Genomic DNA, 21,016 nt, shown 5'->3' on the forward strand with positions numbered 1-21,016 from the left:
GACGGTGGGGCGGGGAGACTGCGCACGGTGCGCTCACCTCCCCGCCGCACCACTAACCGCCGATGTCCGCCACGTCCGCGAGATCCTTCGCGTGGGTGACCAGCGGGTCGTCCAGGCCGACGTGCTCGACCCGCTCGGCGAGCGTCCGCAGGCGGTCGAGACCGCCGGAGCCGACGAGCGTGTAGGCGATCCCGTCGGCGTTCCAACGGAGCATGCCGTTGGCCGTGTATGCGGCCAGACGACCGTCGACGTCGGTGAGCGTCGTCAGAGCGGCACTCGACGAGGCGGCCTGCGCCGGTGACGTGGAGGCCGACTGGACGGTCAGCTGCACGCGATCGCGGTTCCACGCGGCGTCCGCAGGCCCGTACTGCACAGTCCACGTCTGCGTGCGCCGGCTTGTGGGAGGCGTAGGCAGCTCTGCAGCGGACCACGCCGCCGGGACTGATGCCGACCGGACCAAGCCGCCGCTCAGGTCGAGAGCGTCGAGCGCCGTGGCGAGCTCGGTGGCAGTCAGGCCGCTCGCCTCGACGTACCACCGGTGGTGATCGGGCTCGCTCCAGCTCAGCACCTGCTCACCGTCGGAGAGCGCGAGGGAACGTGCAGCGACACCACGCACGGTCGTGGCCTCGATGCCGGGGTCTCCCTCGTACGGGTTGTCGGCGTCGACCCACAACGAGATGCCGCGCAGCGCGGGCTGCGTCGCGTACAGCACAGCCGCGGGGACAGCAGGAAGGCAGTCCAGACGTTCCTCGCTGATCCCGACGCCGCGTATCGGCGCGAGCCCCTTCGTCGGCGGGATGACGCTGGCCAGGGCGTCCGCGTGCGGGACGGCGTCCCAGCGCGATCGATCGGTCCACCCGAACCCGTAGCCGGTGGTGCACGCATTGGTGCCTGCCTGGGCCCGGGGAGGTCCTGCTGGGGAGCCGAGCGGGAGGCTCGCCCCGCCGACGACGAGCACGGCCGCCACCGCCCCGACGGCCAGGGCGGCCCCGGCGCGACGACGACGCCGGATGGTCTGGGCGCGGCGGTGGATGGACGCGAGCGGGACGACACCGGTGTCGTCGACGACGCGCAGCTCGGCAAGAAGGTCGGTGGACATCAGAACTCCCCGTTCATTGCGGGTTCGAGCACCTGGGCGAGGGACTTGCGGGCGCGCGACAACGTGGTCGCGACCGTCCCGCGGGAGACGTTCATGGCGGCGGCGACCTCGTCCTCGGACATGTCGGCGACGTAACGGAGGGCGACGGCCGTGCGCGCTCGAGGGGAGAGCCCGGCGACCGCACGCCACAGCGCGGTGTCCGGTGGCTCAGGTGGTGCGACCAGGGCCTCGACCGAGCGGTCGCGGTGACGCTGCTCGAGCGCGGCGCGCCGCCACCCTCGGCGCACCTGGTTCAGCGCGGTCGCATAGACCCAGCCTCCGGGCGAGTCCATCCGGGACACCCGGCCCCAGTGGACGACGGCCAGGGCGAACGCTTCGGCCGCGGCCTCCTCGCCCACTCCCGGGTCGCCGGTGACCATCGTCATCGCCTGCCGCACGCGCGGGAACTCCCGCCGGTACCAGTCGTCGAAGTCGAGCCCTGGGGGCTCGCGGCTCGTTCGTCTCATACCTCGTCAAGCCTCGAGGCGCCGTCAGCGTTGACATGCTCGACGAGCGAGTCCCGACCTCATCCGCGGACGCGGCCCGTCTCGTACGCCCACATCGCCATCTCGACGCGGTTCCGGGCGCCGAGCTTGGCCATGAGGCTGGCCAGGTGGGTCTTGACGGTGGACAGGCTGATGTAGAGCTGCTCGGCGATCTCGACGTTCGTCAGGCCGCGGGCCACCTCGGCGAGGACGTCCTCCTCGCGGGCGGTCAGCGGGTCCAGCGGCTGGCGGGGCGGCCCGGCGGGGCGCGCGTCGGCGAACGCGGAGAGCAGGCGGACCGTCACGGCAGGGGCGATCAGCGCCTCGCCGTCGGCGGCGGCGTGCACGGCCTGGGTCAGCAGCTCGGGGCCGGCGTCCTTGAGCAGGAAGCCGCGGGCGCCGGCGCGCAGGGCACCGTGGACGTACTCGTCGAGGTCGAAGGTGGTGATGACGACGACGGCCAGCGGGTCGGCGACGCCGGGGCCGGCCAGCAGGCGCGTGGCCTCGAGGCCGTCCATCGTCGGCATGCGGATGTCCAGCAGGCAGACGTCGGGCCGCAGGTCGCGCGCCAGCCGCACGGCGGTGGCCCCGTCCGTGGCCTCGGCGACGACCTCGATGCCCGGCTGCGCGTCGAGGATCATCCGCAGACCCGTGCGCACGATCTCCTGGTCGTCGGCCACCAGCACCCGGATCATGCCCGCTCCCCTCGCGGCAGCACCGCGTCGACCACCCAGCCGCCGGTCGGCGACGGACCTGCGGTCAGCGTGCCACCCAGGATCGTCGCGCGTTCCGTCATCCCGACGATCCCGAAGCCCGCGCCGGCGGGTCCGCCGACGCCGTCGTCGGACACCGTGCACCGCACGTCCGCACGCCGCCCGGACAGCACGACGACGATCCGCGTCGCGCCGCGCGCGTGCCGGACGGCGTTGGTGATCGACTCCTGCGCGATCCGGTACAGCGCGCCGCCCACGGCGGTGCCGACGTCGTCCAGGTCGCCCTCGCAGCGCACGACGACGCGCCGGTCGAACCCCGCGAGCGCCGCGACGTCGGCGACGCCGCGGGCGGGAGCCAGCTCGGCGTCGTCGGTCCCGCGCAGCGCTCCCACCAGCACGCGCATCTCCGCGAGCGTCCGCGCACCCTCCGCCTCGATGACGGCCAGCGCCTCCGCCGCCGCGTCGGGCCGCACCGCGGCGACCACCCGACCGGCCTGAGCCCGCACGACCATCGCCGAGACGTGGTGCGCGACGGTGTCGTGCAGCTCGCGCGCCAGCTGCTCGCGCTCCACCGCGCGGACCTGGTCGATGCGCTGCTCGAGCGCGGTGGCGCGCAGCCGCACCGTCAGACCGATCACGAGCGGTGTGCAGGCGAACACGAACGCGAAGCCCGCCTCCGCCAGGTTCGAGTAGTCCTGGGCGATGCCGGCGCCGTACGCGACGAGGATCACTGCGGTGCCCAGCACGACCTCGCGCCCCGACCCCCACCGGTACAGCGCGTAGCCGAGCACCAGGACGAACACCATCGTGCCCAGCCCCACGGACCCCGCGCCGGCGATCGTCGAGGCGACCGTGACCGCGACGACCGCGCCGAACGTGCCCGCGACGGCCGCCAGCGGATGCGTGCGCCGCCACATCAGAGCGACCGCGAGGAGCAGGGCCAGCGCGCACGCGACGACGGGCCACACGACGTCGTCGCGCAGCGTCGTCTCCAGCACGGTGCCGACGACGACCGCGCCGGACAGCACCCAGTCACGCCACACGCGCACGGGGGCGTGGGGGGCGCGTGGCTGCGCCCACGCTCGTCGCACTGCTGCCGGGATCACGACGCCCAGCGTAGGGATCGCCGAGCCCGTGCGGATCGACCGAAAGGCCGGTCTCAGCCGGCCCGCCGGTCGTGCGCCGAGCGAGCGATCAGTCGCTTCAGGTCGCCGACCGAGATCACCTGGTCGTCCGTCGTACCCTCCGCGAGTCGCTGCTCCACCCACCGACGCAGCAGCGCGGTCACCTTGACCCCCTCGAACCGAGCCTGGGTACGCGCGGCAGCCAACGTGGATGCTGGAAGCCGGAGCGTGATCCCCACCATCGGTTCGTCGACGGTCGCGGTGTCGAGCACCGCGCCCCGCAGATCTTCCGACGTGTCGACGCCGTCGTAGTGGGCGGCCAGGCGGTCCAGGTCCTCGCTCCTCTTCACGTCACTGCCCCTTCCGGCGGAACGACCGCCGCTCGCTCGGTGTGAGATCGCGGGCAGTCACGACGTTCCAACCGCCGTCCGGCGCAGGAGCGACGACGATCGGCAGGTACCGACCGGAAGACGTCTGCGCGTACACCAGCGTCGTCCCCTCTCTCCCCCGTGCCAGCCACCGTGGGCGGGTGTAGACCGCATCCTCGACCTCTTCCGGCAGCACGCCGTGCCGGGCGATGTAGTCCTCGGATCGCTCCGTCCACGTGATCACCCACGTCTGGCCACCGTAACGCGATTCGTCACGCACGTCACCACCTCCCATCACATCTCACCGATGTCCGGGACCCACCGTCGGTGGTCATCCACATCCGGCTGACCCCGGGGTCAGCCGAATGTCCGAGAGCGAAGTGGCTGCAGAGCCGAGGTCACCAGGTGGGCACCGTCGGGACGATCAGCGAGCACCCCTCTCGTCCGTTCCACCGGAGGTTCCGATGCTGTCCTCGACCCTGTCCCGCCTCGGCCGCGGCGCCGCCCGACGACGGTGGTGGGTGATCGGCGCGTGGGTGACCCTCGCGGTCCTGGTCACCGCGGCCGCCGGGTCGTTCGGCGCCCGTCTGCAGGACCAGTTCACCGTGCCCGGACTGGACTCTCAGAAGGCCAACGACCTGATCGCCGCTGCCGGCTCGGGGCAGGACGGCGTGACCGCGCAGGTGGTGGCGACGCCGACGAGCGGGCGCCCGTTCACCGACGACGAGGCCGCGAGCGCGGCGCTCGACGAGCTGCAGGCCGACGTCGCCGCGCTGCCGCACGTGCTGGGCACCACCGACCCCGCGGGCGAGCTGGACGGCAATCCCGCGACGGCCCCAGGCGTGACCGACGCGCACGGCGTCGCCGGGTCGAGCCTCTCCCCCGACGGTCGCGTCGCGCTGGTTCGGGTCCAGTACCCGCCGCTCGAGGAGCTGTCCGCGGCCGACCTCGACGACCTCAAGGCCGTACCGCGCGACGCGGCGCTGCGGGTCGAGATGGGCGGCGACCTGTTCTTCGCGTACGAGCAGCAGCCCGCGAACGTGGGCGAGCTCGTGGGCATCGTCGCGGCGGCCGTGATCCTGCTGCTGGCGTTCGGCTCGTTCGTTGCGGCCGCGCTGCCCATCGGCATGGCGGTACTGGGGCTGGCGGTCGGGGTCGGCGCGATGGAGCTGGCCGCCAACGTGCTCGTCATCCCCAGCTACGCGCCCGTGCTGGGCGCGATGGTGGGGCTCGGCGTGGGGATCGACTACGCGCTTTTCGTCGTCACACGCCACCGCGAGTACCTGGCCCGCGGCATGAAGGTCGACGACGCCGTCGCGCGATCGCTCGCCGTCGCCGGGCGACCCGTCGTCTTCGCCGGGGGCATCGTCGTCGTCTCGATCCTGGGGCTCGCCGTCGCGCAGGTGCCGTTCATGACGATCGGCGGGGCCGCGATCGCGCTCGTCGTGCTGCTCATGGTGACGGCATCCGTGACGCTGCTGCCCGCGCTGCTGGCTGTGGCCGGACGCAGGGTCGCGGGCCGACGAGCCGTCGAGCACACCAGCCCCGGTTGGGAGCGCTGGACCCGGCACGTGGGCCGCCACCCGCGCGCGTACGCGCTGGGCGTCACGGCTCTGCTGGTCGCGCTCGCCGCTCCCGTCGTCGCGCTGCGCGTGGGCATCCCCGACGACGGCGCCCTGCCCCCCACCGCCACGCAGCGCCAGGCGTACGACCTGGTCGCGGACGGGTTCGGCCCCGGGCACAACGGCCCGATGGTCGTCGCCGTCGAGCTGAACGGGGACCCCGACGCCCTGACCTGGCTGACGGACGCCATGGCCGACGACCCCGGCCTGGCCGGGGTCGAACCCGCCATCGTGCGCGACGACCTGGGCATCGTCGTCGCCTACGCCACGACCGGCCCACAGGACGAGGCGACCGCGCAGACCGCGACCCGACTGCGCGACGACGTCATGTCGGCAGCCCTGGCCGGCACGCCCGCCGTCGCGCACCTGGGCGGCCAGGCCGCCAACTTCGCCGACGTCGGGCAGCGCGTCAACGACCGGCTGCCGTGGTTCGTCGGCGCCGTGCTGGCCATGTCGTTCGTGCTGCTCATGCTCGTGTTTCGCTCCGTGCTGGTGCCGCTCAAGGCGGTGCTGCTCAACCTGCTGAGCATCGGGGCGTCCTACGGCGTCATGGTGATGGTGTTCCAGTGGGGCTGGGGCGGGTCGCTGATCGGGCTGCAGGAGACCGTGCCGATCGTGTCCTTCATCCCCATGTTCATGTTCGCGATCCTGTTCGGGCTCTCCATGGACTACGAGGTGTTCCTGCTCTCGCGCGTGCGGGAGGAGGGCATGGACACCGAGGCCGTGGTGCGGGGCGTCGCCCGGACCGGCCGCGTCATCACGTGCGCCGCGGCGATCATGGTCTGCGTGTTCGCGTCGTTCGTCCTGGGGGCGGACGCGGCCACCAAGATGTTCGGCGTCGGGCTGGCCACCGCGATCCTGCTCGACGCGACCCTCGTACGGATGGTGCTGGTGCCCGCGACCATGACGCTGCTGGGCCGCGCCAACTGGTGGCTGCCGGGGTGGCTGGACCGCGTGCTGCCGCGCGTGGAAGTCGAGCCCGCGGCCGACGAGGTGCGCGTACCGGTCGCCGTCTGAGCGCCCGTGCGGCGAGGGCCCGACGAAGCACGAGCGGGGCCCGGGTCACCACGGCCCCGGACCCCGCTCGCTCGGATCAGATCAGCCTGCGGAGCAGCTGACCTGCGTGGACGAGCTGGGTGCGGATCCCGAGCCCGTCCAGCCGTAGGAGGTGCTCGCACCCGCGGCGAGCGCCCCGTTGTAGCCCGCGTTGGTCACCGTCAGGACGCTGCCCGACTGCGCGAACGTCCCGGACCAGCCGGTGACGGCCGCCGCGCTCGTGAGCGTCAGCGACGTCTTCCAGGACGTGAGGGCCGACGAGCCGGCCTTCACCGTCACCGACGCCTGGTACCCGCCGGGCCAGGTGCCCGTGACCGCGAGCGTCGCGGTGCAGGCGCCCGTCGAGGGCGTGGTCGTGGGCGTCGTCGTCGGCGTGGTCGGGTTGGACGACGGGCTGCTCGACGGCGTGCTCGTCGGGCTGGGCGACGCGGTCGGCGACGGGTTCGTCGTCGGCTCCGGGTTCACCCCGCCGAACGTGACCTTGAGCGTGCCGTCGGCGTTGAACGACCAGGCCAGCGCACCGGTGTACTTGCTGCACGCCGAGGCGTTGCTGCCCGACCACCAGGAGTTGTTGCCCTTGTCGGTGCCGACGATGCGGTCGTTGGCGCCGCTGTTGCAGGACACGTTGCCGCTGAACACCGACGTGCCGGCGTCGAAGCTGAAGTTCCGCTCCGCGTTCCCGACGCTCACGTTGTTCGAGATCGTCATCGAGCCCGGGTTGCTGTTGTAGGTGAACCCGTGGTGGCCGTTGTTGACGGCGTAGCTGTTCGTCACCACGTGGTTGACCTTGATGTCCTCGCCGCCGAGCTTGAACCCGTTGCGGTCACCGGCGCCGGCCTGGCCGCCGTTGCTCAGGGTGCCGTTGCCGAAGGACAGCGAGTGCTGGATCGTCACCGGGCTGATGGCCCCGGTGTCGGTCTTCGTGTACAGGTCCCAGCCGTCGTCGATGTTGTTGTGCGAGACGGTGTCGCGGAACACGTTGCCGGGACCCACGGTCAGCTTGGCCGCGAAGCCGTCGGCGTCCTCACCGTCGGAGTCCGCGTTGTCGTGCGACTCGGACGTGACGATCAGGTTGTTCGACGGCCAGTCGGCCTTCGGGGTGTCGGACGCGGCGCGGGAGATCTGCAGGCCCGAGTCGCGGTTGTAGGCCACGACGGTGCGCTCGACGATGTTGTTGCTGCCGCCGATCGAGATGCCGTTGTCACCGGCGTGATGGACCGTGATGCCGTAGATCCGCCAGTAGTCGGCGTTGAGCGAGAGGCCGCGCGCGGCCGGGTCCTCGCTCTGCGCGGAGAAGTCGAGCACCGGCTTCTCGCCCGGGTACGCCGAGAGCAACGTCCGGTCGCTCGACAGGCCGTCGGCCGTGATCAGGATGGTCGACGAGAGGTTGTACGTGCCGCCGCGCAGGAAGATCTCCCCGCCCGGGGTGACCCGGCTGATCGCGGACGCCAGCGTGGTGGGTGCGGACAGCGTGCCCGCCGCGCTCGCCGTGCCCGTCGGGGCGACGTAGATCGTGCCCGACGAGGGCTGCGGCGTGGTGGTCGGGCTCGTCGTCGGTGTCGTCGTCGGGCTGGTGGTCGGCGAGGTCGTCGGCGACGTCGTCGTCGATCCCGCGTAGGTCTGCAGCTCCGCGACCTGGGGCGTACCGCTGGCCGAGGTGATGCTCAGGGTGACCTTCTTCAACGAGGTCGACGAGAACGAGACGGCCCCCGCGCCGCTGCCGGACTTCAGGACGGCACCGGTGTCACCGTTGAGGATCTGCCACGAGCCGATGCGACCGGTGGCCCCCGGGGACTCGACGATCACCACGGAGGAGATCGTCTGCGCCGACGACCACTTCACCGAGATCGTGCCGGTGCTGCCGCTCGGCGACCAGTAGGTCGACGTGTTCCCGTCGACGACGTTGCCGTAGCTCGTGCCGGTGGCCTTGCTCGAGCCGTCGGCGCCGGCGCCGATGCTGAGGTTGGTGCCCGTCGGCGTGGTGGTCGGGCTGCTGGTCGGGTTGGTGGTCGGCGACGTCGTCGGCGTCGTCGGGTTGGTGGTCGGCGTCGTCGGGCTCGTCGTCGGCGTCGACGGCGAGCAGGACCCGTCGGAGACCTTCAGGCCCTTGCCGACGCCTGCGGTCGACGCGAGCAGGTTCGGCACGCAGCTCGCCGCGTCCAACGTGTAGGCGTAGGGCACGGAGATCGACGTCGTCGACGTGACGTTCGGCCCGGCCGGGTTGTTCTCCGAGTCCTTGGCGGTCCACGTGACGTTGTCGAAGATGTTCCCGGCCACCTGCCACGTGCCGGCCAGGTCGGTGTAGAACGTGCCCAGCGGGTCCTGGGAGTCCTGGAAGTAGTTGTTCTCCACCTTGGCCTTGCCGCCGTTGCGGGGGTTGATCCCCGACTTGGCCAGGCGCAGGTAGTGGTTGTCGTACATGTGGGCCGTGCCCGCGCGCAGCAGCGGCGTGCGGGAGTCGATGTCCTGGTACAGGTTGTGGTGGAACGTGACGAAGCCGTTGTCCGAGTCGCTGTCGCTGGACCCGATGAGGCCGCCGCGACCGGAGTTCTTGAGGACGCTGTAGGACAGCGTCACGTACTTCGTGCTCGCCTTCATGTCGAACAGGGCGTCGTAGCCCTCGTCCTCGCCGCCCGACGCCTCGAGGGCCACGTGGTCGACCCAGACGTTGTGGACGTTCGTCTCCATGCCGATCGCGTCGCCGCCGTTGGAGGTGGGCGAGCCCGACTTCTTGACGTTCTTGACGTTGACGTTCTGGATGATGATGTTGCTGGACTCGCGGATGTGGATGCCGACCTGGTCGAAGACCGCGGTGCCGACGCCGAGCAGCGTGACGTTGCTGATCTGCTTGAGCTCGATCACCCCGTCCGCCGTGTTGCAGCTCGAGCCCGACACCTTCTTGGTGTTGTCGACGGTGATCGTGCCCGTCACCTGGATGATGATCGGCGTGCTGGAGCTGGCCCGGTTGCACAGGGCGGTGTGGATAGCCGTGCCCGTGCTCGCCTGGACCACCGCGCCGCCGGACCCGCCGGAGGTCCCGCCGTTCTGGGATGCGTAGCCGTTCGCGACGTTCGTGGCCGCCTGGGCCGTCGTCGTCGCCACGGCCGTCAGGCCGATCGCTGTTGCCAGGGCCACCGTGGACCCGACCGCGGTCAGTCGCGCTGCGACTGCTCGTCTCATCACTTGCCTCACCTTCGTCACTGAATGCGGGGTGTGACTGCGCGCGCACGCAGCGGCGGACCGTCCGCCGGTTGAGGGTGTGTGGCATTGCCGTCGCAGCGGGCCCGCAGGGGTGCGGGCCGCCGACGTGGCGCTCGTGCGCGCACCGGCCTCGAGGCGGAGGGACCGACTCTCGGTAACCGGTTTCCCGATCGTAGGATGACGCTTACCGGGATGCAACGGACAACGCGGGCCTAAAGGTTTAGCAGGTACCGCGCCCGGCTCCGTCCGTCCGCGATCAGACGCTCGTGGTCCGCCTCCCGTCGCCCGTCTCGCCGCCCGACGCGACGTGGCGTCGTCTCGGCGCGCGGGGGTCGCTCATCGCCGCGATACTCACCACCGTGACCTCACCCGCACCCGCCTCTGTCCAGCGCCTCGGCGACGAGCCCCTGCGCTCGGCGGTGATCGTCAACCCCAACCGCGTCGACGGCACCGACCAGCTCCGCGCCGACATCACCGAGCGCCTGGCCGGAGCCGGCTGGCCCGAGCCGCTGTGGCTCGAGACGACGGCCGACGACCCGGGCCGCGGCCAGGCCGAGCAGGCGGTCGCAGAAGGCGTCGACGTGGTGTTCGTCTGCGGCGGCGACGGGACGGTCCGCTCGGCCATCGAGGGCCTCGCGGGAACCGACGCGGCCCTCGCGGTCCTGCCCGGCGGGACGGGCAACCTTCTCGCCGGCAACCTCGAGCTCCCGACCGACGCGATGGACGGCGTCGACGTCGCGCTCGCCCGGGGCCGCCGCGCCGTCGACGTGGGCGACGTGGACGGGCAGTCGTTCGCCGTCATGGCCGGGATGGGGCTCGACGCGGCGATGATGGACGACGCCCCGACGGCGATCAAGAACGCGCTCGGCCCCGTCGCCTACGTCTTCTCCGCGCTGCGGCACGCGTTCGACAAGGAGATGCACGTCGAGGTCGTCGTCGACGGCGCACCGCCGCTGCGTCGGCACGTGCGCACGGTGCTCGTCGGGAACGTCGGCCGGCTCCAGGGTGGGCTCGACGTGCTGCCCGACGCGGAGCCGGACAGCGGCCAGCTCGACGTCGCCATCGTCGCGCCACGCAACCTCGGCCACTGGCTGCAGATCCTGGGCGCCGTGATCCGCCGCCGCAAGCGCCTGCCCCGCCTCGAGTATCTGCGCGGCTCGCACATCGTGGTCCGTGCCGACACCGAGCACCCCCGCCAGCTCGACGGCGACGTCATCGAGCCCGGCCGCGTCCTCGAGGTCACCGTGCGGCCGTCGGCTCTGTGGGTCTGCGTGCCGCAGCCCGACACGCCCGAGAAGGCCTGAACCTCAGGCCGGGCGCTCCCACACCAGCGACCAGCGCCAGTACAGGTGCCGGCGGAACCGTGCGCCCGGCAGCTCGTCGGCGACGATCGCGCGCATGCTCCCGTAGGTCTCCGGGGGCGGCCACACCGTCGGCGCCGAGTGCTCCCAGTAGCCCCGTCGGCGCGTCTGCACGGCGTTCACCGTCGCGGCGGCCAGCTCGCGCGGCGCGTCGCGCAGCCCGTCGATCCGGGCGAGCCCGACGACGACCAGGCGTCCGCCCGGGCGCACGAGCTCCGCGAACCGTCGCAGGCCCACGCGGGCGTCGACGTGGTGGAGCGTCGCGACGGACGCGACCACGTCGGCGCTGTCGAGCGGGTACGTGAGCGCGTCGCCGAGGACGTAGTCGACTCCGCCACCAGCGGCGCGGGCCAGGTCGATGGACGGCTGGTCGAGGTCGATGCCGACGACGCGGTCGACGTGCTCGGCCAGCTCGCGGGCCAGGACGCCCTCGCCGCACCCGATGTCCAGCGCGCTCGTCGCGCCGCGCGGGACCGCGTCCAGGACGAGCCGGTGGTAGTGCGTGTTGTGGTTCCATCGCTGGGGCACGCCTGAACCCTCCCAGATCGGGCCCACGCCTGTCGTCGTGTCGGACCCAGGTGGCATCATGCCCAGGTGAGCGACCTCGGACCGACGACGCCGTCCGACCCGGCGTACGAGCGCTTCGCGCGCCTGGTCCAGTCCTACCTGGGTGTCCCGGTCGCGCTCGTGAGCTTCGTCGGGCCGGACGGGCAGCGCCTGCCGGGCGCCCGCGGCCTGCCCGAGCCGTGGCAGTCGCGGCGTGGCACGCCCCTGTCGCACTCGTTCTGCCAGCACGTCGTCGCGCAGGACCGACCCCTGGTGGTCAGCGACGCGCGCGAGGTCGACTTCCTGCGCGACAACCTCGCGATCACCGACCTCGACGTCATCGCCTACGCGGGGTACCCGCTGCGTGACCTCGACGGGCACGCGGTGGGCTCGCTGTGCGCGATCGACGACAAGCCGCGGGCCTGGAGCGCCGAGCAGCTGGCGGTCCTGGAGGACCTGGCGCTGGCCTGCGGGTCGGAGGTGCGGCTGCGGGAGGCGGCCGCCCTCGCGCGGTCCGCCCTCCAGACGGCCGACCGCCGCTCCACGCACGTCCAGGTCCTGCTCGAGCTGTCCGAGGCGTTCACCCGGACCCAGACGCCCGACGACGTCCTCGACGCGATGCAGCGCACGGCGCGCGACGTCGCCGGTGCCGCCCGGTCCTCGGTCGCCATCGTGCACGCGGAGCGAGGGACGCTCTCCTGGATCCGGCACGCCGAGGTTCCCGGCTCGCCCGACGCGATCTGGGATGACGAGCCGCTGACACGCATGGAGTCCCCGGCCGTCAGCGTCGTCGTGTCGGGAAGGCCCCTGTTCTTCGAGGACGCCGAGGCGATGAGCGTCGCCTTCCCCAGCGTCACGGGCGTGGGCGGTCCCGGTGCCGCCGTGTTCCTGCCGCTCCTGACCTCGACCGCCGTGCTCGGCGGGGTCCTGCTGCGGTGGCACGAGCCGCTCACCATCGACGACGACCTGCGTGACCTGCTGCTCACCCTCGCGACCGACGCGTCCACGGCGTTCGAGCGCGCCCAGCTGCTCGCCCGCCGCGCCGACGTGGCGCACACGCTGCAGTCCGCGATGCTCTCGGATCTGCCGGCACCGGCCGGCGTCACGCTCGACGCGGTCTATCTCCCGGCCGACGTGAGCGAGCAGGTGGGCGGCGACTGGTACGACGCCATGGAGCTCGCCGACGGCGGGTTCGCGGTGGTCGTCGGAGACGTCACCGGCCACGACATGGTGGCCGCGACCCACATGGGGCAGCTGCGCTCGATGCTCCGCACCCTGCTCTGGGAGCACGACAAGCCGCCGTCGCTGATCCTCGAGCTGCTCGACCAGGTGGACGTCGGCACCGGTCTGGACGCGACCGGCACGGCCCTCCTGGCCCGGCTCGAACCACCGACGGAGTCCGGTGTCCGTCGCCTGACCTGGGCGTCGGCGGGCCACCCCCCGGCGTTCGTGCACCGTGCGGGCGGCGGGACCACCTTGCTCGACGCCCGCCCCGACCTGGCACTGGGGTTCATCCCCGACCGCGAGCGGCACGACCACTCGGTGCTGCTGTCCCCCGGCGACACCGTGGTGATGTACACCGACGGGCTCCTGGAGCGTCGGGACACGTCCATGGCGACGAGCATCGCGAACGCCGCGGCACAGGTGGGCTCGCTGACGGACCTGAGCGCGCAGGCCGTCGTCGACGCGCTCGGCAGCACGGGCGAGCGGCGCGACGACGTCGTCGTCCTGACGTTGCGGATCGACGACTGACGGCACGCGGTCGAATCGGCCGACCCTCGCGCGTCATCCGGACGAGGAGGCACAGTGGGTGTCTCGGAGGAGGCGACGATGGCGCGATACCTGGTGCTGCTGCACGAGGACGAGACGGCATGGGCGGCCGCGTCGCCCGACGAGCGGGCGCAGGCATACGCCGACCACGATGCCTTCGCGGCCGCGTGCGCGCGCGACGGGCACGAGATCGTCGGCGGCCTCGAGCTGCAGCGTGCCGCGACGTCGCTGCTGGTCCGCCGCGTCGACGGAGCGACCGTGGTGAGCGACGGGCCGTACGCGGAGACGGTGGAACAGCTCGGCGGGTACTACGTCGTGTCGACGTCCGACGTGCGGGGTCTCGCGTCCCTCGTGGGGACGCTGCTGAGCACCGGGACGGCCGAGCTGCGGCCGGCGGTGGACGACTGATGCGGTTCGTCGTGCTGGGGTACGACGAGGTCGACGAGAGGCCCGCGACGTCCACCGCACCGCCCGAGGAGCCCGCGCCGGGGGCCGGCGCACGGGCGTCGTCAGCGCTCTGGGCCGCCCTCTCGCCGTCGTCCGCCGCGACGACCGTGCGCGACGGGGTGCTGACGCCCGGTGCGTGGCCGGGCACGGACCCGCGCCTGTCGTCAGTGTGCGTGCTGGACGCGCGTGACCTCGACGCCGTCGTCGACCTGGTGCGCGGGCTGCCGGGCGTCGTGGAGATCCGGCCCGCGGAGGCGCGATGACGGACGTCGACGCCGCCCTGGCGCTCGCCTGGCGGACCAGCTGGAGCCGCCTCGTCGGCCTGCTGATCGGTCAGTACCAGCGCCCTGACCTGGCCGAGGACGCCGTCGGCGACGCGTTCGAGTCCGCCGCCCGGCACTGGCCGTCGTCGGGCGTCCCCACCAATCCCGGCGCGTGGCTGCTGACCGCGGCCCGCCGCCGTGTCCTGGACCGGCTGCGCACGGAGGCGGTCCACCGTCGCAAGGAGCCGCTCATGGTGGTCGACGACGAGATGCGCGCGGCTGCGGCCGCCGCGGACTCGCTCGACGACGGTGCGCACGTCGCCGACGAGCAGCTGCGGCTGATCTTCTCCTGCGCCCACCCCGCGCTGGCCGTCGACGACCGCGTCGCGCTGACCCTGCGCTTCGTCGTCGGCCTCACGACCGCGGAGATCGCTCGGCTGATGCTCGTCCAGGACACCGCCATGGCGGCCCGGCTGACGCGCGCCAAGAAGCGGCTCGCCTCGTCAGGCATCCCGTTCGCCGTGCCGCCGGCGGAGCAGCTGGACTCGCGGCTCGACGTGGTCGCACCCGTGCTGTACCTGATGTTCACCTCCGCCTACCAGCCCGGCGCGGGTCCGGTGACGCTGCGCGTCGACCTGGGCGACGAGGCGATCCGGCTGGTCCGGCAGCTCGACCTGCTGCTGCCGGCGCGGGCCGTGCTGCGTCCGCTGCTGGCGCTGATGCTCCTGCAGCACTCGCGCCGCGACGCCCGTCTGACCCCGGACGGCGAGCTGATCCTGCTCCCGGACCAGGACCGCACCCTGTGGCACGCCCAGGAGATCGCCGAGGCCCTGACCCTGCTGAGCCCCCCTCCCTCACCCGGCCGCCCCGCCGCCGAACCGTCCTCCGCCAGCGCGCTCTCCGCTCGACTCGCGGGTTCCTCGCCGGGTCGCGCGTCGCAGCCCGCGGTCCGACGAGAAACCCGCGACCCGTCGGACGGCACCGGCGACCCGGCCGTGTCCGCACTCGCGCAGGAGTACCGGCTGCAGGCGCTGATAGCGGCCGAGCACGCCACCGCGGCGACGGCTGCGGCGACCGACTGGACGGCCATCTGCCGGCTCTACGAGGAGCTGGAGGCGGTGACCGGCTCGCCCGTCGTGCGCCTGGCGCGGGCGGTGGCGACCGCCGAGGACGCGGGTCCGCAGGCAGGTCTCGACCTGCTCGTCGGGCTGGACGACGCACTGCCGCGCCACCACCGCCTGCCCGCCGTCCGCGCGGAGCTGCTCACCCGCGCCGGCGACCCGGCCGCGGCGGCGGCCGAGTACCACCGGGCCCTGGCACTGGTCACCAACGACGCCGAACGCACCCACCTGACCACCCGCCTGGCCTCCCTCACCCCCTGACCTGCCACTCGCCGCCGCCCATCCCGCGCCACCTCGCCCAGCACCGGCTCGCCGCGGTCCTCGACTCGCGGGTTCCATGTCGAATCGCGGGTTGTAACCCGCGACCCGACGAACAGCCCGCGACTCGTCTACCGACGCTCGAGCCGACCACAGCCCCCACGAGCGCCACACCTCGTCCACAGTCGAGCGCGAGCGCCCCAGGCGGCCGCACAACGGTGATGTGCTCGGCCCATGCCACGCAGACCTGGTGCACGCGCCGAGATCGTCCCGGCGACTCTCCCGACCGTCTGGCTCGCCCGCGACTGGCCGCCGACGACGGTCGCCGCACGTGTGCGCTCGGGCACCTGGGAACGAGCCGGTCGCGGGGTGTTGCTCGACGCGTCGACGACGGCCGACCCCTACGAACGGCGCCGCGACTTGGCACTCGCGCGCGCGATCGGCGTGCACACCGCCGCGTCGTCGGACCGCTGGTTCTCACATCAGACCGCCGCCCTGCTGTGGGGGCTGCCGCTGTGGACGGCGCCGCGGGCGACCCATCTCCTCTCACCGCATCGCGCCGGCGGTGGCCGACCTGCCTCGTTACGCATCCACACCGGACCGATGAGCGACGACGAGCTGACCTGCGTCAACGGTCTGCCGGTCACCTCACTCGCCCGCACGGTCGCCGACTGTCTCGCCACGCTGCCGCCGTTGGAAGGACTTGTCGTGGCTGACGCTGCGCTGCATCGCAAGGTTCCGGCCGACGACGTGCTACGAGCCATCCAGCTCCGCGGTCGCACCAACGGCTACATCCGGGCTGCTGCGCTGCTCTCGCTAGCCGACGACGGCGCCGAGTCGCCCGGCGAGTCGGCGACCCGGTACCAGCTGCTCCGGGCGGGGCTCCCGGTCCCGACCACGCAGATCCCCGTCAGCACCCGGGTAGGGACCGTCTGGGGAGATCTCGGCTGGGACGGGTGGCGCGTTCTCCTCGAGTACGACGGCCGCGACAAGTACGTCACGCGGGAGGACCTGGTGGCGGAGAAGCGTCGGCACGACGCTGTTGTCGAGACCGGTCGCCGGGTGCTGCGAGTCACGCACCAGGACATGGGCTCGGCGGTGGCCCGAGTCGTGCCGCTGCTCCCCGCCACCGTGACCAGGAACCTCCGCCGACGGCCGGAGTTGGCGGCGTGACGCACGAGTCGCGGGTTCCTCGTCGATACGCGGGTTCAAACGCGCGAGTCGACGAGGAACCCGCGAGTCGACGAAGGCGCGACCGGCGTGGCACGTGGTCAGGTGGTGAGGAGGAGGGCCAGGAGGGTGAGGTTCAGGGCGACGACGAGCGTCACCACCACGACCAGCGTGGCGTGCAGGCGCGGGCCGGTGCGCGCGTCGCCCATCACCGACCGCGAGCGCGTCAGCGCCACCAGCGGGATCACCGCGAACGGGATGCCGAACGACAGCACCACCTGGCTGACGACGAGCGTCCACGTGGGGTCGGCGCCGAGCGCCAGCAGCACGACGGCGGGGATCAGCGTCACCACGCGGCGCACGACGAGCGGCACCTGGCGGTGCAGCAGCCCGGCCATGATCGTCGCCCCGGCGTACGCGCCGACGGACGTCGACGCCAGCCCCGACGCCAGCAGCCCGACCGCGAACGCGACGCCGACGACCGGCCCGAGGGCCGATGTGATCGCGGCGTGCGCACCCTCGATCGAGTCGGTGCCGGGCACGCCGCGCAGGCCGGACGCCGCGAGCAGCAGCAGGCCGATGTTCACCAGCCCCGCGACGACCAGCGCGATGCCGACGTCCCACCGCGTCGCACGCAGCAGCCGGCGCAGCGACGGCTCGTCAGGCGCCCGGCCGTGCCGGTCACGCGCGAGCGCCGAGTGCACGTAGATGGCGTGCGGCATCACGGTCGCCCCCAGCATCGACGCCGCGAGCAGCACGGAGTCGGCGCCGTCGAACCGCGGCACCAGCCCGGACAGGACCCCCCGGGCGGACGGCGGCGCCACCAGCAGTCCCGCGAGGAACCCGATCGTGATGACCGCCAGCATCCCGACGACGACCGCCTCGAACCGCCGCTGCCCGTACCGGTTCTGCGTCGTCAGCAGCACCAACGACACGGCCCCGACGATGAGGCCGCCGACGGGCAGCGGCACCCCGAACAGCAGCTGCAGCGCGATCGCACCGCCCACCACCTCGGCGATGTCGGTGGCCGCGGCCACCAGCTCGGCCTGCAGCCAGAACGCCAGCCTGGACCGACGCCCCAGCCGAGCACCCAGCACCCCGGGCAGCGACTCCCCCGTGACAAGCCCCAGCTTGGCGGACTGGTACTGCACCAGCACGGCCATCGCGTTGGCAACCACCAGCACCCACAGCAGCAGGTACCCGTAGCGCGACCCGGCGGTGAGGTTGGCGGCGACGTTGCCGGGGTCGACGTAGGCGATGGCCGCGACGAAGGCAGGGCCGAGCAGCAACGGGCCGCGCAGTCGCGCACGCCGGATCGCCGCGGTGGTCGCCATGTTCCGGATGTCCTTCAGTCAGATTTCGGTTATCCGAACTTTATATCGGCTGGACGCCAGTCAGCCCGCGGAGTCACCGTGTCGAGCATGTGGACCCTGCACGACATCGGGGACCGCGCCGATCTGCGCCCCGCGTACGTCGACGCGGTGAACGCGGTCGTGGTCGACACCTGGGGGCGCGCCGACTTCAGTCGCGAGGAGCGCGAGCTGTTCGGGCGGGACCAGCGGTACCAGCAGCGGGCGCGACTCGTCGCGCTCGACGACGACGGCTCGCCGCTCGGTCATGCGGGCCTCGAGCTCCCCCGCGCCGACAACACCCGCGTCGCCTACGTCGAGGTCGGCACGGTCCCGGCGGCTCGCGGACGCGGGATCGGGAGCGCGCTGTACGACGAGCTCGTCGCGCGTTCCCGCCGCGCTGGGCGCACCGTGCTGATGGCGTCCACCGACCACCCGAGCGAGCCGCAGGGAGCCGGCACGCTCGCGCCGCCCACGGGTGCCGGTCGGGTCTCGACGGCAGCGCCGGGAGTCCGCTTCGCGCTGCGCCGCGGCTTCCGGCTCGAACAGGTGGAGCGGCACTCGGTCCTCGACGTGCCGCTGGAGGTCGCCGACGCTGCGGGCAGGACCGCCCGTGCGCAGGCCGAAGCGGGCGACGACTACCGCGTGCACACGTGGTCCGGTGCGACACCGGCGCAGTGGCTCGACCAGATGGCCGTCCTGCACACCCGCATGAGCACCGACGTCCCGACGGCCGGCCTGGACTGGACCGAGGAACGCTGGGATGCCGAGCGCGTCCAGGACCGTGATGACGAGCACGCCCGACGAGGTGTCGGCTACCTGACCGCCGTCGTCGAGCACGTGCCGTCCGCGACCCTCGTCGGCTACACGTCGATCCTCACGGTGCCCCACACACCGCTCTACGTGCACCAGGACGACACCCTGGTGCTGCGCGAGCACCGCGGCCGCCGCCTCGGGATGCTCCTGAAGCTCGCCAACCTGGCCCGGCTCGCCGACGAGCACCCCGAGGCTCGCCGGGTCGGCACCTGGAACGCCCAGGAGAACTCGCCGATGCTGGCCATCAACGTCGAGCTCGGCTTCCGGCCGGCGGGCGGCTCGGGCGAGTGGCAGCTGACGCTGACCTGACGTCAGATCCCGATGCCGGTGGGGCGCGGCAGTGCCGACCGCCACCACGCCGACCAGCGCGAGCGCACCTGCTCGAACGTCGCGTCGTCGAGCCCGTAGGTGGACAGCACCGCGCCCACGGTGCCGTGCGGCGGGGCGCTGCCCGCGGGCACCTCCTCGATCACCATGAGCGCGGCGGTGATCCCGTGCAGGCTCAGAACCAGCAGATCAGGGTCCTTGCGGATCAGGGTCGCGCCCAGCAGGGTGCCGTCGGGACGACGAGCCTGGACGTTGCCTCCCAGTGGTACACCGCGCACCCCGTGCAGGCCGACGCGGTCCATCAGCCGGTCGCGCCGGTCCCCGGCGTCGAGCCCGAACACCGACAACGTGCGCCGTTCCTGCCCCGGCTGGACGAGCAGCGCGAAGCTCAGCTGCTCGGCCGCGGCCGTCCAGACCGCGTCGCGCTCGTCGTACAACCCGTCGTACGACCCCAGCTCGTGGCTCGAGCGCGTGACGGTGAGGTGCGTCCCGCCCGGCGCCTCCACCGACGAGCGAACGGTGACGACGTCGTGCGTCGGCCACGTCAGCGCGCGCGTCGTCCCTCGCCCTTCGACGACGTGCCCCTCGGCCACCCGCTCGACGAAGTCGCGGTGGATCTCCGCGTCGAGGTCCGCCGAGTCCCAGCGGTACCAGCGGCGGATCAGGTAGGGCTCGCGCAGGTGCTGCCACACCACGTCCGGCGCGACGGGCAGGTCCATCGCAACGATCTCGCGTCTCTCCAGCGTCATCGCTCATCACCCCTGCGTCTCACGTCGCGGCTCCTTCGACCGTACCGCGCCGGGCGCGCGGTGCATCAGGTGCCGACGGGCCGAGGCCCGGCGCGCGTGGGCCGCGGGCTTCGGGCTCAGAGGAGCGTGACGGCCTCGGGGTCGACGTCCAGGCCGACGACGTCGTCGACGGCCCACGTCCCCCCGACGGGACCGAGTGCGGTCACGACGCCGATGCCGGCGACCTCGACCCGCACCTCGGACCGGCCACGCCGCGAGGTGACACCGAGCACGCGTCCTCGTGCCACGGGGTCGGCGGAGCGGCTGACGACGAACGCACCCTCGGCCAGCGCGAGCGTGCGACCAGCGGCACCGGCGATTCGCAGCACCGCCGCCGCGGGTGCGTCGGCTGGCACGAACGCCTCGTACCCGAGGAAGCGCGCGACCTGCTCCGACGCGGGGCGTCGCCACAGCTCCGCAGGTGTCGCGACCTGCAGCAGGCGGCCCGACGAGAGGACGGCGACCCGGTCGGCGACGGCGAACGCCTCGTCCTGGTCGTGCGTGACGAACACGGCCGTGGTGCCGGTGGCGACCACGGCGGCGCGCAGGTCGACGGCCAGCCGCTCACGCAGCGACCGGTCCAGCGCGGACAGCGGCTCGTCGAGCAGCAGGACGCGCGGCGACGGCGCCAGCGCCCGGGCCAGTGCGACGCGCTGCCGCTCACCCCCGGACAGGGTGGCGACGGACCGTCGCTCGTAGCCGTCCAGCCCGACGAGCGACAGCAGCTCGGCGACGCGCGAGGCGGACCCGGACGGCAGCCCGTACGCGACGTTCCCGCCGACGTCCCGGTGCGTGAACAGCTGCCCGTCCTGGAACACGAGCCCGAACCCGCGGCGGTGCACCGGCACGCGCGCCACCGACGAGCCGTCCCAGGTCACGTCGCCCGCCGCCAGCGGCTCGAGCCCCGCGACGGCCCGCAGCAGCGACGACTTCCCACACCCCGACGGCCCCAGCAGTGCGAGCACCTCGCCGGGCGCCACGTCGAGCGTCACGTCGTCGACCGCCGCCACCCCGCCGTACCGCACGCCCACCCCCGACACCCCCAACCCCGAACCCAAACCCACAACGTCCGAGGAAGTGGTCGCTATAGCAG

Annotated in this window: 19 protein-coding genes; 8 read left to right on the forward strand and 11 right to left on the reverse strand. The window is 72.8% G+C overall.

The window, feature by feature from the left end:
- Window positions 1-52 precede the first annotated feature (52 nt).
- From IC607_RS03435 to IC607_RS03460, 6 genes are read right to left on the reverse strand one after another with little or no spacing between them, the layout of a single operon-like run.
- Entirely contained in the window at window positions 53-1,099 is a 1,047-nt protein-coding gene (locus tag IC607_RS03435) for a hypothetical protein (protein ID WP_191785571.1), read from the reverse strand.
- Window positions 1,099-1,605 (reverse strand): RNA polymerase sigma factor, encoded by a 507-nt coding sequence (locus tag IC607_RS03440; protein WP_191785572.1) that lies wholly within the window; start codon window positions 1,603-1,605, stop codon window positions 1,099-1,101. Before IC607_RS03440 ends, IC607_RS03435 begins: the two co-directional genes overlap by 1 nt.
- Before the next feature lie 59 nt (window positions 1,606-1,664).
- Window positions 1,665-2,318, reverse strand: coding sequence for a response regulator transcription factor (locus IC607_RS03445; RefSeq protein ID WP_191785573.1), 654 nt, complete (start codon window positions 2,316-2,318; stop codon window positions 1,665-1,667).
- On the reverse strand, window positions 2,315-3,442 hold the full coding sequence (locus tag IC607_RS03450; protein ID WP_191785574.1) for a histidine kinase: 1,128 nt from the start codon (window positions 3,440-3,442) through the stop codon (window positions 2,315-2,317). The genes IC607_RS03445 and IC607_RS03450 overlap by 4 nt, the downstream gene beginning before the upstream one ends.
- Window positions 3,443-3,495: 53 nt before the next feature.
- The gene (locus IC607_RS03455; protein ID WP_191785575.1) at window positions 3,496-3,810 is read right to left on the reverse strand and encodes a hypothetical protein; all 315 of its coding nucleotides are present in this window, start codon (window positions 3,808-3,810) and stop codon (window positions 3,496-3,498) included.
- A 1-nt stretch (window position 3,811) separates the two neighbouring features.
- Entirely contained in the window at window positions 3,812-4,108 is a 297-nt protein-coding gene (locus IC607_RS03460; protein ID WP_191785576.1) for a BrnT family toxin, read from the reverse strand.
- 184 nt (window positions 4,109-4,292) lie between these two features.
- Between IC607_RS03460 and IC607_RS03465 the strand changes: the two genes are divergently transcribed.
- A complete protein-coding gene (locus IC607_RS03465; RefSeq protein WP_191785577.1) occupies window positions 4,293-6,467 on the forward strand; it encodes an MMPL family transporter in 2,175 nt (724 codons plus the stop codon).
- 81 nt (window positions 6,468-6,548) lie between these two features.
- Here IC607_RS03465 and IC607_RS03470 read toward each other — a convergent pair whose 3' ends face one another.
- Window positions 6,549-9,686: a cellulose binding domain-containing protein gene (locus IC607_RS03470; RefSeq protein WP_225224480.1), complete on the reverse strand. Its 3,138-nt coding sequence runs from the start codon at window positions 9,684-9,686 to the stop codon at window positions 6,549-6,551.
- A gap of 380 nt (window positions 9,687-10,066) precedes the next feature.
- On the opposite strand from IC607_RS03470, the gene IC607_RS03475 reads away from it, so the two are divergent.
- Window positions 10,067-11,011: a diacylglycerol kinase family protein gene (locus IC607_RS03475; protein WP_370525980.1), complete on the forward strand. Its 945-nt coding sequence runs from the start codon at window positions 10,067-10,069 to the stop codon at window positions 11,009-11,011.
- 3 nt (window positions 11,012-11,014) lie between these two features.
- On the opposite strand, the gene IC607_RS03480 is transcribed toward IC607_RS03475, so the two are convergent.
- Complete coding sequence (locus tag IC607_RS03480) at window positions 11,015-11,596, reverse strand: class I SAM-dependent methyltransferase (RefSeq protein WP_370525981.1); 582 nt, start codon at window positions 11,594-11,596, stop codon at window positions 11,015-11,017.
- A gap of 66 nt (window positions 11,597-11,662) precedes the next feature.
- Between IC607_RS03480 and IC607_RS17770 the strand changes: the two genes are divergently transcribed.
- From IC607_RS17770 to IC607_RS03505, 5 genes are all read left to right on the forward strand, one after another.
- Window positions 11,663-13,366: a SpoIIE family protein phosphatase gene (locus IC607_RS17770; RefSeq protein WP_191785579.1), complete on the forward strand. Its 1,704-nt coding sequence runs from the start codon at window positions 11,663-11,665 to the stop codon at window positions 13,364-13,366.
- A 78-nt stretch (window positions 13,367-13,444) separates the two neighbouring features.
- On the forward strand, window positions 13,445-13,792 hold the full coding sequence (locus IC607_RS03490; protein ID WP_191785580.1) for a YciI family protein: 348 nt from the start codon (window positions 13,445-13,447) through the stop codon (window positions 13,790-13,792).
- Window positions 13,792-14,094 (forward strand): hypothetical protein, encoded by a 303-nt coding sequence (locus IC607_RS03495; protein ID WP_191785581.1) that lies wholly within the window; start codon window positions 13,792-13,794, stop codon window positions 14,092-14,094. The genes IC607_RS03490 and IC607_RS03495 overlap by 1 nt, the downstream gene beginning before the upstream one ends.
- On the forward strand, window positions 14,091-15,476 hold the full coding sequence (locus tag IC607_RS03500) for an RNA polymerase sigma factor (protein ID WP_191785582.1): 1,386 nt from the start codon (window positions 14,091-14,093) through the stop codon (window positions 15,474-15,476). Before IC607_RS03495 ends, IC607_RS03500 begins: the two co-directional genes overlap by 4 nt.
- Before the next feature lie 600 nt (window positions 15,477-16,076).
- Window positions 16,077-16,646 carry a hypothetical protein gene (locus tag IC607_RS03505; RefSeq protein ID WP_191785583.1) on the forward strand — a complete coding sequence of 190 codons (570 nt, stop codon included), beginning with the start codon at window positions 16,077-16,079 and terminating at the stop codon, window positions 16,644-16,646.
- Between the two features lie 98 nt (window positions 16,647-16,744).
- Here IC607_RS03505 and IC607_RS03510 read toward each other — a convergent pair whose 3' ends face one another.
- Complete coding sequence (locus IC607_RS03510; RefSeq protein ID WP_191785584.1) at window positions 16,745-17,977, reverse strand: Nramp family divalent metal transporter; 1,233 nt, start codon at window positions 17,975-17,977, stop codon at window positions 16,745-16,747.
- Window positions 17,978-18,064: 87 nt separating this feature from the next.
- Between IC607_RS03510 and IC607_RS03515 the strand changes: the two genes are divergently transcribed.
- Complete coding sequence (locus tag IC607_RS03515; RefSeq protein ID WP_191785585.1) at window positions 18,065-19,117, forward strand: GNAT family N-acetyltransferase; 1,053 nt, start codon at window positions 18,065-18,067, stop codon at window positions 19,115-19,117.
- A 2-nt stretch (window positions 19,118-19,119) separates the two neighbouring features.
- Here IC607_RS03515 and IC607_RS03520 read toward each other — a convergent pair whose 3' ends face one another.
- The gene (locus tag IC607_RS03520) at window positions 19,120-19,884 is read right to left on the reverse strand and encodes a hypothetical protein (RefSeq protein WP_191785586.1); all 765 of its coding nucleotides are present in this window, start codon (window positions 19,882-19,884) and stop codon (window positions 19,120-19,122) included.
- 116 nt (window positions 19,885-20,000) lie between these two features.
- The gene (locus IC607_RS03525; RefSeq protein ID WP_370525982.1) at window positions 20,001-20,954 is read right to left on the reverse strand and encodes an ABC transporter ATP-binding protein; all 954 of its coding nucleotides are present in this window, start codon (window positions 20,952-20,954) and stop codon (window positions 20,001-20,003) included.
- Between the last annotated feature and the right edge of the window lie 62 nt (window positions 20,955-21,016).

Origin of the sequence: Cellulomonas sp. JH27-2 (genome assembly GCF_014837175.1) — a bacterium.
Classification (GTDB): domain Bacteria; phylum Actinomycetota; class Actinomycetes; order Actinomycetales; family Cellulomonadaceae; genus Cellulomonas.

Excerpts from the sequence above, each read along its gene's own strand:
- IC607_RS03435 (WP_191785571.1), bottom strand. The coding sequence starts at position 1,099 with ATGTCCACCGACCTTCTTGCCGAGCTGCGCGTCGTCGACGACACCGGT.
- IC607_RS03440 (WP_191785572.1), bottom strand. The coding sequence starts at position 1,605 with ATGAGACGAACGAGCCGCGAGCCCCCAGGGCTCGACTTCGACGACTGG.
- IC607_RS03445 (WP_191785573.1), bottom strand. The coding sequence starts at position 2,318 with ATGATCCGGGTGCTGGTGGCCGACGACCAGGAGATCGTGCGCACGGGT.
- IC607_RS03465 (WP_191785577.1), top strand. The coding sequence starts at position 4,293 with ATGCTGTCCTCGACCCTGTCCCGCCTCGGCCGCGGCGCCGCCCGACGA.
- IC607_RS03470 (WP_225224480.1), bottom strand. The coding sequence starts at position 9,686 with ATGAGACGAGCAGTCGCAGCGCGACTGACCGCGGTCGGGTCCACGGTG.
- IC607_RS03490 (WP_191785580.1), top strand. The coding sequence starts at position 13,445 with ATGGCGCGATACCTGGTGCTGCTGCACGAGGACGAGACGGCATGGGCG.
- IC607_RS03495 (WP_191785581.1), top strand. The coding sequence starts at position 13,792 with ATGCGGTTCGTCGTGCTGGGGTACGACGAGGTCGACGAGAGGCCCGCG.
- IC607_RS03500 (WP_191785582.1), top strand. The coding sequence starts at position 14,091 with ATGACGGACGTCGACGCCGCCCTGGCGCTCGCCTGGCGGACCAGCTGG.
- IC607_RS03505 (WP_191785583.1), top strand. The coding sequence starts at position 16,077 with ATGAGCGACGACGAGCTGACCTGCGTCAACGGTCTGCCGGTCACCTCA.
- IC607_RS03510 (WP_191785584.1), bottom strand. The coding sequence starts at position 17,977 with ATGGCGACCACCGCGGCGATCCGGCGTGCGCGACTGCGCGGCCCGTTG.
- IC607_RS03515 (WP_191785585.1), top strand. The coding sequence starts at position 18,065 with ATGTGGACCCTGCACGACATCGGGGACCGCGCCGATCTGCGCCCCGCG.
- IC607_RS03520 (WP_191785586.1), bottom strand. The coding sequence starts at position 19,884 with ATGACGCTGGAGAGACGCGAGATCGTTGCGATGGACCTGCCCGTCGCG.